Below are 15,496 nucleotides of genomic sequence, written 5' to 3'. Positions count from 1 at the left end.
GATTACTTCGTGTTTTTTACAAGTTCAAGGAATTGAGATTCTAGAGAAAGCTTTTTCTTCGATAAATGTGACAGGTAAATCCCCTGCTCAGCAAGCTTCCGGTTCAATGCCGAAGCCGAGATTGAAGCGTCGTCACGGATCTGCGCTTTCAGGATTTCACCGTCCTGATTGACCGCTGTAAACCATTGAAGTTCATTCAGCGCATTTAAAAGCAATGTATTGTTGTCTGCCTTCAATTCAAAATAGCCGTTGTTGGAAGTCATTTCATCCACCCTTCCGCAGTAAATTGAATTTCCTTCTTTAAGGACGATCACATGGCTGCAGATCTTCTCGATCTCATCCAGAAGGTGACTGGCAATAATAATAGTGATTCCCTTCTTGGCAATATTGCTGATGATCTCGCGGATCTGGATAATCCCTTCCGGATCCAGGCCGTTTGTCGGTTCATCCAGAATCATGACTTCCGGATTATTGAGCATGGCGGAAGCGATCGCCAGACGTTGTTTCATCCCCAGGGAGAATGTTTTAAAAGTGTCCTTTTTTCTTTCGAGAAGGCCGACCGTCTGAAGAACCTCATCAATTCTGTGGTAAGGAGTTCCTTTGATCTCGGCAACAATCTTCAGATTGGTTTCAGCGCTCAGATAAGGATAAAAGTTGGGTTGCTCAATAATAGCCCCGATTTTCTTCAGCGTATCCGGATCAGTTCCTTTCTTTCCAAACCAGTACCAGTCTCCGCTGGTAGGATTGATGGTGGAAAGCAGCATCCCGAAAGTCGTCGACTTTCCGCTCCCGTTGGGGCCCAGCAAACCGTAAACATTTCCTTTTTCGACATCAAAAGAAATATTGTTCACCACAACTCTCTTGAATTTTTTAGTAAGATTCTTTACTGATAAAATTTTTTCCATGTAATTTGTTTTACATCTTAATAGTATGTGGTAAGAACAATTTGTTACAGTTTTTGTGTTAAATCAATTCATATTTAATTTCAAATACGCTATTTTTGATTGTATTAATGGACAGTTATGAAATTAGTTGATTTAGCAAAAGAACTGAATGTTTCCGCGGAAGCCATCAAACAGTTCATCCAGGATTTTGATCTTGATCTCGTCGATTGTATCAGTACCAATTTTGAAATAAAAAAAGACTTTGAGAAATTTGCCCGTGAAAACATCGAGTTTTTAAGGCTTTATGAGAAAGATCTCGACAAAACCAAAACGCTCGAGCAGATCGCTGAAAAGATCAATCAGCCCAAAGAAAAGGTTGAAAAGGCAATTAAAGAATCAGATCCCAATATTTTTGATAACGGACTCTTTAAATCATCCATTTCCAGCTACGGAATCGACAACAGGCTGGGAGGGAATTATCAATTCGTGTACGATTATTTCGGGCATAAAACAAGCCTTCAGAAAAGAGATTTTATCGGATACCGCGATCTTTTTTTCTACATTTCCGGGATTCTGGAGCCGTTCCTGAATCCACAGCAGATCAAAGACTGGGGCATTAACAAACCGGCAGGAATCATCTTATATGGCCCGCCGGGAAGCGGAAAGATTTTCTGGGCTAATAAAATCGCCGAGATTATCGGCTATCAGTTTAAGGAAGTTAAAAAACATTACCTCGGAACTTCATTCGTAGACGGAACCCAGACCAACTTCAATGACTTCCTCGTCGCCATGATGAAAGAAGATAAAGTATTGCTTTTTATTGAGGATTTCGACAATATCATGATGGCCCGGAAAGCAGATAACAATGTCGCGTCGTGCAATCTTGAAACCCAGGAAATCATTCTCCACCACATTTCAAAATTTGAGCAGGAAGAGCTGCTGATGGTAGGCTCTGCCAATTCTGTGGCAGAAATCGATGAGGAAATTCTGGCTCCCGGAAGATTTGATGTAATGATTCCTGTTTTTCCTCCGAATCTTGCCGAAAGATCAGAGATTATTTTGTACGCCATGACCAAAAATCTGGAGAAAGACTCGCTTTTATTTAAAATTTTAAAAAACAACAAAGCCGATAAAATCCCTTTCTGGCACAGCATTTCTGCTCAGATGAAAGTGTTCAGCAATACCATGCTGATCGATTTTACGCAAAGCCTAAAGAAAAGAATCAAAAATCTTTACCAGAAAACAAGAAACGAAAACCTGAAGATCGACCAGAATCTTTTAAAGGGCGCTCTAAGAGATGCCGCAGGAAAGCTGACGGAAGAATACCTCGATCAGATCGCCAGATTTTTGAGCGATGTCATCATCAATAATTTCGACCAGTTTCAGAACAGGGTAAAAGATCTTAAGACCGAGCTGGATGCCTATCGCGTAGTTGAAGAGCCGCGAAGAGTGATCGGTTTTTCCCATAATGAGGAGGAAGGCAAAACTGATGGCCTCCACAAAGGATAAACGGAATAAAATTTCTTATTTTTGCAAAAATAAAAAATCGTGATAAACAGCGACCATATAAAAGAAATTCAGTCAAGAATTGATGACCTCCACAAATATCTTCAGATCGATAAAAAGAAGATTGAAATAGCCAATGATGATGAAAAAACGGCAGCTCCTGAATTCTGGGACAATCCGAAAGAGGCAGAAGCATTCCTGAAGCAGCTCCGTTCCAAAAAGAAATGGGTGGAAGCTTACGAGGAAATTCATACACAGTTTGAAGATATACAGGTTCTCGTAGATTTTGCCAAAGAAGATCCCGATTCCGAAAAAGAACTCGACGAAACTTTCCCCCAGCTGGTAGAGAAAATAGAAGACCTTGAGTTCAAGAATATGCTTTCCAATGAAGGTGACGAACTTTCTGCTGTCTTACAGATCACGGCCGGAGCCGGAGGTACCGAAAGCTGCGACTGGGCTTCGATGCTCATGAGAATGTACACCATGTGGGCAGAAAAACAAGGCTACAAAATCCGCGAGCTGAACTTTCAGGAAGGGGATGTTGCCGGCGTAAAAACCGTAACACTCGAGATTGAAGGAGAATTTGCCTTCGGATATCTTCGCGGAGAAAACGGGGTGCACAGGCTCGTAAGGATTTCCCCTTTCGATTCCAACGCGAAACGCCATACCAGTTTTGTTTCGGTATACGTTTATCCTTTGGTAGATGATACCATTGAAATCAACATCAATCCGGCCGATATTTCCTTTGAAACGATGAGGTCTTCCGGAGCCGGTGGACAGAACGTAAACAAGGTGGAGACCGCCGTTCGTCTCCGTCACGCTCCGACCGGGATCATCATTGAAAATTCAGAATCCCGTTCCCAGCTTCAGAATAAAGAAAAAGCCATGCAGTTGCTCCGTTCCAGATTATACGAAATGGAACTGGAAGAAAGAATGAAAGCCCGGAATGAGATTGAAGCCAACAAAATGAAAATCGAGTGGGGAAGCCAGATCCGTAATTACGTGATGCATCCTTATAAACTCGTTAAAGATGTACGTTCAGGATACGAAACCTCCGATGTCGATTCTGTGATGAACGGAAATCTTACCCCGTTCCTGAAAGCATTCCTCATGGCCGACGGAACCGCCGTTTCAGAGGACGATATGGACTTGTAATTCCCATGTTTAAATTTCGTTAAAATCTGAGAATAAATTTCGGAATGACGTTTATTAATCCTATTTTTGTTACTTATCAAAACGTATGGAAGATTTCAATAATTGGAAAGATTTATTAAACCCTGAGTTTTATATAAAGCTTGGTGGATTTTGGCTTATTCTGTTTATTATTTTTGCTGAAACAGGTCTTTTTGTAGGATTTTTTTTACCGGGAGACTCACTGCTTTTTGTTTCGGGGATCTATTCCATCGACATCATGAGAGAAACTTTCGGATCTACAGGAAGTGATTTCTTCGACACGTTTATTCTGGCCTCGGCTGTTGCCATAGCGGCGATCATCGGAAATGAAGTGGGCTATTATTTCGGAAGAAGAGCAGGTTCTGCTTTATATAAAAGACCGGATACCTGGTTATTTAAGAAAAAATATCTGTATCAGGCTCACGATTTCTTCGAAAAGAACGGAGCACTGGCCATCATTATGGCAAGATTCCTGCCGGTAGTGAGAACTTTCGCGCCGATCGTTGCCGGGATCGTGAAAATGGATAAAAAAGATTTCCTGAGAGATAACGTCATCGGTGCTGTACTTTGGTCTTTCTTACTGATTTTCGCCGGTCACTACCTTGATAAATTGTTCATCGACCAATTCGGAATCGACCTTAAGAAAAAGCTTGAGCTTATCATCATCGTTATCGTACTGATCACAACAGTTCCGGTAATCCTTAAGTTTTTGTTTGGAAAAAAACAGGATTTCTCAAAATATGAAAACCATAAATTCGACGACGAAGAATAAGAATGTAATGTAAATAATACCAGCCTGCTCAACGAGCAGGCTTTTTTTATGAATTAATTGAAAACCATCAACCATCAGCGATCACCCATCATCAATCAATCATCACCCATCACCCATCACTCATCTTTAATCCATTCCAGAATATTGGGATAAATAATGCGGTCTCTCTTTTTCTTGTTGAAAAACCTTGCGGCATGTCCCGTGTTTTTCATGAATACCAGTTTATGAGGGACCTTATTCGCCGTGAGCGCAGAGTCTAAGGCCAGGCCCTGTTTCTGATTGACCAGAAAATCCTGGTTTCCCTGGAATATCAGGGTAGGAACATGGGAAATATTCGCGATAGGGCTTGCCTTTCTGAATTCCTCGGAAATATTTTTCCTTTTAAATGGGCTTCCGACAACAGATTGTACGGTTGGAGAAGAATATTTGGAATAAAATGAATTTAAATATTCCGGGGAATAAAAATCGGTAGGAGCGCTCAAAGCAATGATCTTAAGGATTTGCTCCGGATTCCGGTAACCGTACAGTAAAGCGAGATGGCCGCCGGCACTTTCGCCAAGAAGAATGTAATGGTCGGGCAGAAGTTCTGCTTTTCCGGCCAGTTCATTGAACTTTTTTATGACGGAAGCGATGTCCTCAAGCTGCTCACGGTAGGTGATCTTTTTCGATTTTGAAACCAGCCGGTAGTTCATGTTAATGCTTGGGATATTATTTTCGAACAGCATTTTCTGGAGCTGAATCATGTGCTCTTTACGCCCGTACTTCCAGGCACCGCCATGAACCATCAGGACAACGGGCGAATCTGCCGGATAATCCGACGGAAGGAAAACATCCATCTTCTGTCTTTTATCTTCGCCGTACTTCAGGTTGTAAATTTTCTGCTCGTTATTCGTTCCTACCCAGACCCTGAATTTTGTATTGCAGGAATTTAATACAAAGCTGATCAGTCCCAGAACGAAAAAATGATACTTAAGAATCAGCTTTTTCATGAAATAAATTTACGGATAATTGATTCAAATAGAAAATCGTTCAAAAACTTTAACAGAATCTTTACCATTGCATCAATAAGAATTGTTGTTCAGCCTTTCGGGTTCGCCGACGGACCCTTTAGCCTGAAAATTGAGTCTTTAAGATTCATCGTCGAGTCTAAAAGACTGGTTTTTGATGCTTTTAGGCTGGTTAACGAGTCTTTAGCCTGGAATTTGAGCCTTTCAGGCTCGTCGTCGAGTGTAAAAGACTGGTTTTTGACTCTTTTTTACTCAACATCGAGTCTTTTAGTCTCAAATTTGAACCTTTTAGATTCGTCATTGAAGGTAAAAGCGTGGTTTTTGAACCTTTCAGGCTGGTTTATGAGCCTTTTAGCCTGAAATTTAAATCTTTTAATGTTTGCAACTCAAGATAAAAGGTGGTGTTTAATGATTTTAAACTGATGGATAAGTGTTTTTGTATGAAATTTGAGTTCCTGTCATTGAATGAGCAGCACTTTACTATTCTAAATAGTAGAACGAAGAACAATAGTTTTTAAAATCTTTGATTTTTAATCTGATGTGCTTTAAAATACACGCCATTTTTTAACTAAAAAATCTAATGTGCCTGATGTGTTAGAGATTTTACTTCTTTTGTGGTTAAAAATCAACATCAATATAAGCGGTTAATGAGTTTTAACCGGTAGCAATTCACTGATATATTTTGAGCCGGATCAAATTAATGAGAATTCAACCGGGGGTTCATATTAATTCTTCCAAAACCTCGATGAAATCATCGAATGAATCAAATTAAATAATTATTTTTGTTTAACAATTATTAAAAAAATATTAAAATCTATGGCATCTGGTTTTTTTGCTATTTTGGATGACATCGCAGCTTTGATGGACGATGTGGCAGTAACGAGTAAAATTGCGACTCAAAAAACAGCAGGAATTCTGGGCGATGATCTGGCGGTAAATGCCGAAAAGGCAACCGGATTTCTTTCGTCGCGCGAGCTTCCGGTGTTGTGGGCCATCACCAAAGGTTCTTTCATCAATAAACTGATTATCCTGCCTATTGTGTTTTTACTCAATTGGGCGTATGCTCCGGCGATCAATTACGTCCTGATCCTGGGTGGTTTGTATCTGGCATTTGAAGGGATGGAAAAAATCATCGAATATCTGTTCCACCGCAACAAAAAAGGCCATGAAGTGGAGGAGGAAATCGAAGATACTAAAGGGCAGAGTCCTGAAGAAATAGAAAAGGCTAAAGTGAAATCAGCCATTACCACAGATTTTATTTTATCAATCGAGATTGTCATCATCGCTTTGGGGACGGTTCTTGAAGAAAGTCATCCCTTTATCACACAGATTCTCGTAACGAGTTTAGTGGCTTTTATCGCTACCGTAGGCGTTTATGGGATTGTGGCATTGATCGTAAGAATGGATGATGCCGGGTTCAAATTAATCAAAAAGAGTAATGACAAAGGGTTTTTCGGAAAGTTGGGCCATTTGCTGGTAAAAGCTTTGCCGATTGTCATTAAAGCATTAGGTGTTATCGGAACGATTGCACTGATCCTGGTTGCCGGAGGAATTTTTGCCCACAGAATCGATTATTTTCATCATCTTTTTCCTGAGTGGCCGGCTGTACTGAAAGAACTGGTTTTCGGACTGGCAGGCGGGCTTCTCGCCGTAGCGTTATTTACCGCAGGAAAAAGAATCTATTCATTAGCGGTAAAAAAATAAATTGGAGAAATAGTATTTAATGAGGCTGCCTATGTTGGGTGGCCTCCTTTTTTTTAGTCAAAAATAAACATGAAATTTTTATGCTCCGGAGGAGCAATATCTGTGTAGCAAAAATACGATTAAATCAGTAAGCACGCCGGAGGTGTGCTATAAATGAGATAGAACTCCTACGGAGTTCTGATATGAGAAATAGATTGATGTAGTTCTACACAGATATTGCTCCTATGGAGCAAATCAAAATGCTGGATTTTGGCACTATGTCGTAAAGTTATTAAAACTATTTCTTTAAAAGCTCTTCCATCTTTGCCATCATCTCATCTTTTTCCTTCAGCATTCTTTCGTATAATGCAATTTTTTCATCATAAAGCTCGACGACTTTGTCAATGGGATTGAATGTTGGATGAAAGTTATATGCAATTCCAGTTGAACCTTCATGATTGGTAATTGTATTGGATATAATATTAATCGCCTGTTCTTCATCAAAATTCTGAAACGCCTCCACCGGGATTTTCAGCACGTCGGAAATTTTCTTCAACAGGGTTTCTTCTACCACGTCTTTCTGTTCAAGCAAAGATATTTTCTTCTGGTTCCAGTCTTCGCCAAGATCAAAGGCGAGGGCCTCCTGTTTGATGCCGAGCATTTCCCTGAAGCGTTTGATATTTCTGCCCTGATGTATTTTCTGTTCCATTTGTCTTTTTTTAATGTTGATTTTGAAATTGAAAGTAAATATAAAGAAATATGCTAAAACCTAAAAGTTTACTTCAGGAATAAAATACACAGCATGATCGGGCGCAGACGGTAAATTATCCGGACTGCCGACATATTATCAGCAATAAAAAAAGGATTCCCGAGAGAATCCTTGATGTATTTTAGTTAAATAAGTCTTTTACTTTATCGAAAAAAGTTTTTTCCTTTCCGGATGGTTCGGCAACCATTTCGCCGCTGCTCATTTGCTTTTCAAAGAAATCTTTCTGTTCTTTTGTGAGCTTCTGAGGGGTCCATACATTAATGTGAATAAACATATCTCCCGTTCCATAGCTGTCGATACTTGGAAGTCCTTTGCCTGCAAGTCTGAGGATTTTCCCCGACTGTGTTCCGGCGTCTACGGTGATCTTCACTTTTCCGCCAACGGTTGGTACTTCTCTTTTCGTTCCCAATGCCGCTTCGGCGAATGATATGTAGAGTTCCTGGTGAAGATTGTCTCCCTCTCTTTTGATGGTTTTATCGACTTCCTCCTCGATGATCACCAAAAGGTCTCCCGGAATTCCTCCGAAAGGCGCGTCATTCCCTTTTCCTCTTACATTAAGCTGGATGCCGTCTCTTGCTCCCGCCGGAATATTGATGGTTACTTCCTCTTCCTCTTTAATAAGGCCCTGTGCATTGGCTCCTGCAGGAATTTTATCGGCCACTTTACCGATTCCCTGACAGGTTCCACAGGTAGTCTGTGTCTGCATCTGCCCGAACATGGTATTCATCACTTTAAGCTGAACTCCCGAACCGCCGCAGGTAGGGCAGACTTTTGAAGTCGCGCCGGCTGCCGTTTTCATCTTTTTGACTTTGATGGTCTTCTGCGTTCCGTTGACCATTTCGTCGAGGTTCAGCTTAATTCTGATTCTTAAATTGGAACCTTTTACCTGCTGACGACCACCGCCGCCACCGCCAAATCCTCCGAAGCCACCGCCGAAAATATCACCAAACTGGCTGAAGATATCTTCCATATTCATTCCGCCGCCGAAACCGCCGCCGCCGAAACCACCGTTTCCTCCGACTCCTGCATGGCCGAACTGGTCGTATCTCGCCCGCTTCTGTTCGTCACTCAGCACTTCATAGGCTTCTGCCGCTTCCTTAAATTTTTCCTCTGCTTCCTTATCGCCCGGATTTTTATCAGGGTGATATTTGATAGCCATTTTCCGGTATGCTTTTTTTATCTCGTCGGCCGATGCAGATTTGCTGATCTCAAGAACCTCGTAATAATCTCTTTTTGACATGTCTCTTCTATAATTGATTATTGATAAATGATAATAGATATTTAAAATGGGTAAATAAATGAATGTACATCAATTATCACTCATCATTTATCATTCATGAATTTAATTTCCTGTTACTACTTTTGCAAAACGAATCACTTTATCTCCCAAAGTGTATCCTGTTTCAATGACGTCCACTATTTTACCTTTAAGGTCTTCCGATGGCGCAGGAATCTGAGTGATTGCTTCATGGAAATCTACGTTGAAACTGTCGCCGGCGTTCACTTCCATGGCTTTCAGTCCTTTTTCCGTCAGCTTGCTCTTGAATTTGTTGTAGATCAGTTCAACCCCCTGTAGATCCGAAGGGTTTCCGTTTTTGGCGATTTCCTTCAACGCTCTTTCAAAGTCATCCAGAACACCCAGCATAGAGACCATCATATCCTGATTGGCATATTGGAAAAACTCCATTTTTTCTTTGGATGTTCTTTTTTTATAGTTTTCAAATTCGGCGTACAGTCTGATGTAACGGTCTTTTTCTTCTGCCAAAAGTTCCTCTGCAGTAGGTTTTGCTGTCACATTGTCTTCCGATGCCGCTTCATTCTGAATAGTCGTTTCTTCCTGATTATTGATGCTTTCTTCGTTGATATCCTGATTTTCCATAATTCAATATTTATTTGGGTTAGTATTGACAAACAGTCTGCCAAAAGACGAAGGGTGACAATAAGGCAGATAAAGGATGGAAGTTGGAAGTGAGAAGTTAGAGGTTAGAGGTTTGCGCTAGAAAATCAATTATAAATGATCAATTATCAAGTATCAATTATCAATCATCAATCATCATTCATCATTTATTTTTTATTAGAAATCTTCATCATCAGATTCTAAATTCCATGGCTGAAAAACGTCTGATACAGAAGATACAAATTTAAAACAATGATGATAAAAGAAATAATCCAGACACAGATTTTGAGAAAAGGTTTATTGACGAATTCTCCCATTTTGGCTTTGTCATTCGTGAACATTACCAAAGGAACAACCGCAAAACTCAGTTGCATTGATAATATTACCTGGCTTAAGACCAAAAGCTCCGTAGTTCCTTCTTCACCATACAAAATGGCTACGATCAATGCAGGAATTACAGCGATTAATCTGGTAATCAGGCGTCGCAACCAGGGTTTTAATTTAATATTTAAAAAGCCTTCCATGACGATCTGGCCCGCAAGAGTTCCTGTTAAGGTAGAATTCTGTCCTGAAGCCAGTAAAGCGATGGCAAAAACAATACTGGCCATTGATGCTCCTAAAATAGGAGTCAGCATTTTATAGGCATCATGGATGTCTGCCACATCGTGATTCCCGGAGACATGAAAAGTAGCGGCTGCCATGATAAGGATGGCTCCATTAATGAAAAAAGCAAGCATCAGGGAAACGGTACTGTCTAAGGTAGCAAACTTGATCGCTTCTTTTTTGCCTTCGGCATTACGGGGATAATCTCTTGTCTGCACGATGCTGCTGTGTAAATAAAGGTTGTGAGGCATTACGGTAGCACCTAATATTCCTATTGCAATATAGAGCATGGCAGGATTCTGAATAATCTCTGCTTTAGGTACTAATCCTCCCAGAAGCTCATTGACCGCCGGTTTTGAAATAACCAGTTCATAGATAAAGCAGGCAAGAATAATAAAGATGAGTCCGCCGACAATACTTTCGATCCACCGGAAGCCTTTGGCCTGTAGCAGTAAAATAAAGAGCACATCGATGGTGGTAATCACAATTCCCCATGTCAAAGGAATTTGAAAAAGAAGGTTTAAGGCAATGGCAGAGCCGATTACCTCCGCAAGGTCACAGGCTGCAATCGCAATTTCACAGAATATCCATAACATAAAATTGGTGGTTGGACTAAAGTGGTCTCTGCAGGCCTGTGCAAGGTCTCTTTCTGCGACAACGCCGAGTTTTACGGAGAGATGCTGCAGGACCATTGCGAAGATGTTTGAAATCAATATTACCGAGAGCAGGGTATAACCAAATTGTGCGCCTCCGGCAATATCGGTTGCCCAGTTTCCGGGATCCATATATCCTACGGCAACCATAAGCCCCGGACCTGCAAAAGCAAGATATTTCCTCCAGAAACTGCCGTTTTGGGGAACTTTTACAGACGAGTAAACTTCGGATAGTGAGTGTGATGTTTTATCTTTACGCCAGGCGTTTTTTAAATTCAGATTCATAAATGTTAGGAATGACTAACAAATGTAATTAAATAAATGAATACTACAAAATCATAAACAAAGATCCCGAAAATATTCCGGGATCTCAGGTGATATTTTTTTAAGATCTATTTTGCAAATCTTACGGCCATTTTACGGTCAACAGCTCTTTCTGTATCGGAAGCTGAAGCATCTACCGTCGCAAATTGACTACCGTATCCGTCTGCTCCGGTAATTTGGGAACCGACGCCTTGTTTTTCAAGCCATGATCTGATGAAGTTTGCGCGGTCAGCAGATAATTTTTGATTTTTAGTCTCGTCTCCGGTTTTGTCGGTGTATCCTCCGATTTTTATCTTTGCATCAGGATAAGCTTTTAAAATGGCTACCAGGTTTTGAAGCTGACCTTCAGATCCGGCTTCAAGTTCGTTGGCGCTTCCCATTTTAAAGTTTACATGGTCGAAATTATACCAAGTATCTTTCAGGGCGTTGTCATCCTTAGCGTTTTTATAACCGTCAGATTTTAAAAAGGCGATCATTCGGTCTTCCATTCCTCCTTTGTAGCCTTTTAATGGAGTTCCGTTCAGGTCAATATTTTCATCGACTTTAGTCATGGCCATGCCAGAAGCGGTATCGGAAGCAGATCGTGTCGTTACCGTATCCGTAACTACATTTCCGGAGTCCGTAACGGTAGTTGTTGTGGTTGTTTCTTTTTTATCGCACTGTTTCCAGATGAAATAGGCTGCGGCAATCAGTAGCAACAAGGGCAAAAGCCATTTCCATATAGATCCGCTATCAGAGGTAGTCGGTCTGTTCGGGAACGTTCCATCCATGGCAGTACTTCTGGTGACTTTAACTTTTGGTTCTTCCTCAGTCGGCATTTTAATGGCATCTTTATCATTATCAAACTTATATCTTGCATCCCAGTCACCCATACTCAGAGAGGCAAATGACAGGCCTGCAGGAAGTAGTGTTGAAACAATTCCTTTCTGATCGCTGAGAAGTTTGGAAATTCCCGATTTATCGAGATTGTTGTCGGCAGCATACTTACCAATTGTACCTACAGCTGCTCCGGTTACCAGGTTCAGAAGACTGCTTGAAGAATTGCTGCCGATTCCTGCATACGTGGCAATGGAATCCACAAGCCCGGTGATTTTATCGCCAAATATTTGGGTTAAAATACCTGCAACAGAAGAATTATCAGTAGTATTTCCTGCAAGATTTTCTAAAATCCCGCTTGATGATGGGTTCATGATGGCATCCAGAACAAGTGGATTATCTGAATTATTAGCCAGACCTCCCACAACAGCAGGCAGTAATCCGCCGATGGCTTTGGAGATTCCGGCTTCACTTTCTCCGTACTGTGAGGAAACCTGTGAAACCATAGCCGGTCCAAGCTGTCCTTTAATGAGATCAATAATGTTTAGAGACATAATAAAATATTTTGAGATTAATGTGCTGTAATGCAATCAAAAATTTGTCCAAAACCTTATATTTAAAAAAAATCTGCAAAAACCGACCGGTTTTTGCAGATTTAATATTGTTTTTACGGATGTTATTAGTATGCTTTTGCAAACAAAACTCTTCTTGCCGAAGGTTTTCCGGAAATCAAAGAAATTCCCTCTTCAATATCATCATCTAAAGGAATACATCTGATCGTCGCTTTGGTTTCTTCCTTGATCTGCTCCTCTTCTTCTGCCGTCCCGTCCCAATGGGCGTAGATAAATCCTCCTTTTTCTTCCAGAACTTTTTTAAATTCATCATAGGAATCAACTTTGGTGATGTTGTCTTTTCGGAAGCTGGCAGCTTTAGTGTAAAGATCTTTTTGAATCGTTTTCAATAACTCTTCAATATAAGAATCGAGTCCTTCGATAGAACGAACTTCTTTGGTAAGGTTGTCTCTTCTTGCAATTTCTACCGATTTGTTTTCCAGGTCTCTTGGCCCCATTGCTATTCTTACAGGAACGCCTTTCAGTTCATATTCGGCAAATTTCCAGCCCGGTTTATTTTGCGTGTCATTATCAAATTTTACGGAAATTCCTTTTGCTCTTAGTTTAGCCTGGATGTCCAATGCAACCTCACTGATCTGTTCCAATTGTTCTTCTCCTTTAAAAATAGGAACAATAACCACCTGAATAGGAGCCAATGTAGGAGGCAGCACCAATCCGAAATCATCGGAGTGGGTCATAATTAAAGCGCCCATCAAACGGGTCGATGTTCCCCAAGAGGTTGCCCATGCATATTCGATTTTTCCTTCTTTATTGGTGAATTTTACATCAAAAGCTTTGGCGAAATTCTGTCCCAGGAAGTGGGAAGTTCCGGCCTGAAGTGCTTTTCCGTCCTGCATTAAGGCTTCGATACAATACGTCTCGTCAGCCCCAGCAAATCTTTCTGATGGTGTCTTTAATCCCTGAATAACCGGCATGGCCATAAAATTTTCTGCAAAATCGGCATATACTTTATTCATTTTTTCAGCTTCTTCTACGGCTTCATCCTTGGTAGCGTGAGCGGTATGCCCTTCCTGCCAAAGAAACTCAGCCGTTCTCAGGAAAAGACGTGTTCTCATTTCCCAACGGACCACATTGGCCCACTGGTTGATTAATATCGGTAAATCTCTGTAGGATTGGATCCAGTTTTTATAAGTGTTCCAGATAATGGCTTCCGAAGTAGGACGAACGATCAGTTCTTCCTCAAGCTTGGCATCAGGATCTACAATAAGCTTTGACGGATTGTCCGGGTCTGTTTTTAAACGGTAATGGGTAACAACAGCACATTCTTTGGCAAAACCTTCTGCGTTTTTTTCTTCAGCCTCAAACAGGCTCTTGGGCACAAATAGGGGGAAATATGCATTTACGTGACCTGTCTCCTTGAATTTTTTATCCATTTCATCACGCATTTTCTCCCAGATCGCATAGCCGTATGGTTTGATGACCATGCATCCTCGTACTCCAGAGTTTTCAGCTAAGTCGGCTTTTACCACCAACTCGTTATACCATTTGCTGTAATCTTCGCTTCTTGAGGTTAATTTTGCCATTAATTTTTTTTTAATTTTTTTAACTTTTCGCTATTATTGTTATCTAAAAATAAAAATCTATTTTTGATAGATTTTTGTACCACGGGTGATGGTACATTTTTGGTACATTTTGCAAATATAATTTAAATAAAAAATTTTTACGTTATCATGAAAAGAAATATACATAAAAATTTGCTTGGCATGCTAAAATCCAGGGGGATTCTGGCGGTGGCAGGCGGATTGTTACTTGTGTCCTGCGGCGCCCAGATGGGTGGATACAGCGAGACGGATGGCGTTTACTACGACCCGAATAAAGACACTCTTCCTGAAGGAGTTATTATTAACGACAGGGGCAACAGAGTAGGAGAAGATTACGACTACTATCAGGAAGATTCTAACCTTATTCAAAATGCAGAGGCAAATTCAAGAGAAGGACGGTACAACGACTGGAACAACTACAACTGGAACACAACGGCTACGGATTCCGACTGGGGAATGTATGCGGGCAGCCAGACCAACTACTACGATAATTCGTGGGGCTGGGGTTCTCCCTGGGGCTGGGGTGGCGGCTGGTATGGAGGATATAATCCTTACTGGGGCTACGGCGGCGGCTGGGGCATCGGTCTTTCATGGGGAGGCTCATGGGGCTGGGGCGGCGGCTGGAATATGGGCTGGGGATACTCACCTTACTGGGGCTATAACCCTTATTGGGGCTGGGGAGGATATAATCCTTACTGGGGCTACGGCGGCTACTGGGGAGGAGGCTACTACGCTCCTTACCGAAGAAGCGGGATGAACGGAAGAGGTTTCAATTCTTATAACGGCAGCTTTGCCAATAAATATGGCGTAACTTCAAATTCCGGTGGTTTCAGAAGAAATACGGATAATACAGGCGGTTTTAGGAACAGTGGTAATTCTGGCGGTTTCAGAAATTCCGGTAACAACGGAGGATTCAGACAGGGAAATACCAATGGTGGTTTCAGAAATCAAACAGGGATAAGACCTCAGGGAGGCTTCCGTAATCAGGGACAGCCAAGACCAAACTACAATTATCAGCAGCAATCTCAACCTCAGCCAAGAAATGAAGGGGGATTCAGGAATAATAACGGTGGCTTTAACAATTCCAACAGCGGAGGCGGCTTCAGATCAGGAGGCGGAGGCTTCGGTGGCGGAGGCGGCGGCGGATTCAGATCCGGTGGCGGTGGAGGCGGAGGCTTCCGAGGTGGCAGATAATTTAAATTAATAACTATTCAAAAAAATAATGTTAAAAAAATC

At 41.3% G+C, this 15,496-nt stretch carries 13 protein-coding genes; 5 read left to right on the top strand and 8 right to left on the bottom strand.

Going from position 1 to position 15,496, the window contains the following annotated elements:
• Positions 1-2: 2 nt before the first annotated feature.
• Positions 3-905 carry an ABC transporter ATP-binding protein gene (locus AC0N32_RS12185; RefSeq protein ID WP_476394132.1) on the bottom strand — a complete coding sequence of 301 codons (903 nt, stop codon included), beginning with the start codon at positions 903-905 and terminating at the stop codon, positions 3-5.
• A 117-nt stretch (positions 906-1,022) separates the two neighbouring features.
• On the opposite strand from AC0N32_RS12185, the gene AC0N32_RS12180 reads away from it, so the two are divergent.
• The 3 genes from AC0N32_RS12180 (at position 1,023) to AC0N32_RS12170 (ending at position 4,335) form a co-directional block, all read left to right on the top strand.
• Complete coding sequence (locus tag AC0N32_RS12180; protein WP_476394131.1) at positions 1,023-2,393, top strand: AAA family ATPase; 1,371 nt, start codon at positions 1,023-1,025, stop codon at positions 2,391-2,393.
• Between the two features lie 39 nt (positions 2,394-2,432).
• Positions 2,433-3,545, top strand: coding sequence for a peptide chain release factor 2 (gene prfB, locus AC0N32_RS12175; RefSeq protein ID WP_476394130.1), 1,113 nt, complete (start codon positions 2,433-2,435; stop codon positions 3,543-3,545).
• An 85-nt stretch (positions 3,546-3,630) separates the two neighbouring features.
• Positions 3,631-4,335, top strand: a complete 705-nt coding sequence (locus AC0N32_RS12170; RefSeq protein WP_476394129.1) for a DedA family protein — start codon at positions 3,631-3,633, stop codon at positions 4,333-4,335.
• 116 nt (positions 4,336-4,451) lie between these two features.
• Here the strand turns inward: AC0N32_RS12170 and AC0N32_RS12165 are convergent, their stop codons facing one another.
• The gene (locus AC0N32_RS12165; protein ID WP_476394128.1) at positions 4,452-5,324 is read right to left on the bottom strand and encodes an alpha/beta hydrolase; all 873 of its coding nucleotides are present in this window, start codon (positions 5,322-5,324) and stop codon (positions 4,452-4,454) included.
• Between the two features lie 834 nt (positions 5,325-6,158).
• On the opposite strand from AC0N32_RS12165, the gene AC0N32_RS12160 reads away from it, so the two are divergent.
• Positions 6,159-7,046 carry a DUF808 domain-containing protein gene (locus tag AC0N32_RS12160; RefSeq protein ID WP_476394127.1) on the top strand — a complete coding sequence of 296 codons (888 nt, stop codon included), beginning with the start codon at positions 6,159-6,161 and terminating at the stop codon, positions 7,044-7,046.
• A 277-nt stretch (positions 7,047-7,323) separates the two neighbouring features.
• Here AC0N32_RS12160 and AC0N32_RS12155 read toward each other — a convergent pair whose 3' ends face one another.
• The 6 genes from AC0N32_RS12155 to proS form a co-directional block, all read right to left on the bottom strand.
• A complete protein-coding gene (locus AC0N32_RS12155; protein ID WP_476394126.1) occupies positions 7,324-7,734 on the bottom strand; it encodes a helix-turn-helix transcriptional regulator in 411 nt (136 codons plus the stop codon).
• A 181-nt stretch (positions 7,735-7,915) separates the two neighbouring features.
• A complete protein-coding gene (gene dnaJ, locus AC0N32_RS12150) occupies positions 7,916-9,034 on the bottom strand; it encodes a molecular chaperone DnaJ (protein ID WP_476394125.1) in 1,119 nt (372 codons plus the stop codon).
• Positions 9,035-9,136: 102 nt separating this feature from the next.
• On the bottom strand, positions 9,137-9,673 hold the full coding sequence (locus tag AC0N32_RS12145) for a nucleotide exchange factor GrpE (RefSeq protein WP_476394124.1): 537 nt from the start codon (positions 9,671-9,673) through the stop codon (positions 9,137-9,139).
• A gap of 218 nt (positions 9,674-9,891) precedes the next feature.
• Positions 9,892-11,232, bottom strand: coding sequence for an Nramp family divalent metal transporter (locus AC0N32_RS12140; protein ID WP_476394123.1), 1,341 nt, complete (start codon positions 11,230-11,232; stop codon positions 9,892-9,894).
• Positions 11,233-11,339: 107 nt separating this feature from the next.
• The gene (locus AC0N32_RS12135) at positions 11,340-12,641 is read right to left on the bottom strand and encodes an OmpA family protein (protein WP_476394122.1); all 1,302 of its coding nucleotides are present in this window, start codon (positions 12,639-12,641) and stop codon (positions 11,340-11,342) included.
• A gap of 125 nt (positions 12,642-12,766) precedes the next feature.
• On the bottom strand, positions 12,767-14,242 hold the full coding sequence (gene proS, locus AC0N32_RS12130) for a proline--tRNA ligase (RefSeq protein WP_476394121.1): 1,476 nt from the start codon (positions 14,240-14,242) through the stop codon (positions 12,767-12,769).
• Between the two features lie 180 nt (positions 14,243-14,422).
• On the opposite strand from proS, the gene AC0N32_RS12125 reads away from it, so the two are divergent.
• Complete coding sequence (locus AC0N32_RS12125; RefSeq protein ID WP_476394120.1) at positions 14,423-15,454, top strand: prolyl-tRNA synthetase; 1,032 nt, start codon at positions 14,423-14,425, stop codon at positions 15,452-15,454.
• The last annotated feature ends 42 nt before the right edge of the window (positions 15,455-15,496 follow it).

It is taken from the genome of Chryseobacterium endophyticum (assembly GCF_056333165.1).
The sequence above is the reverse complement of the archived record's forward strand: the minus strand, read 5'-3'. Positions and strand labels throughout refer to the sequence as shown.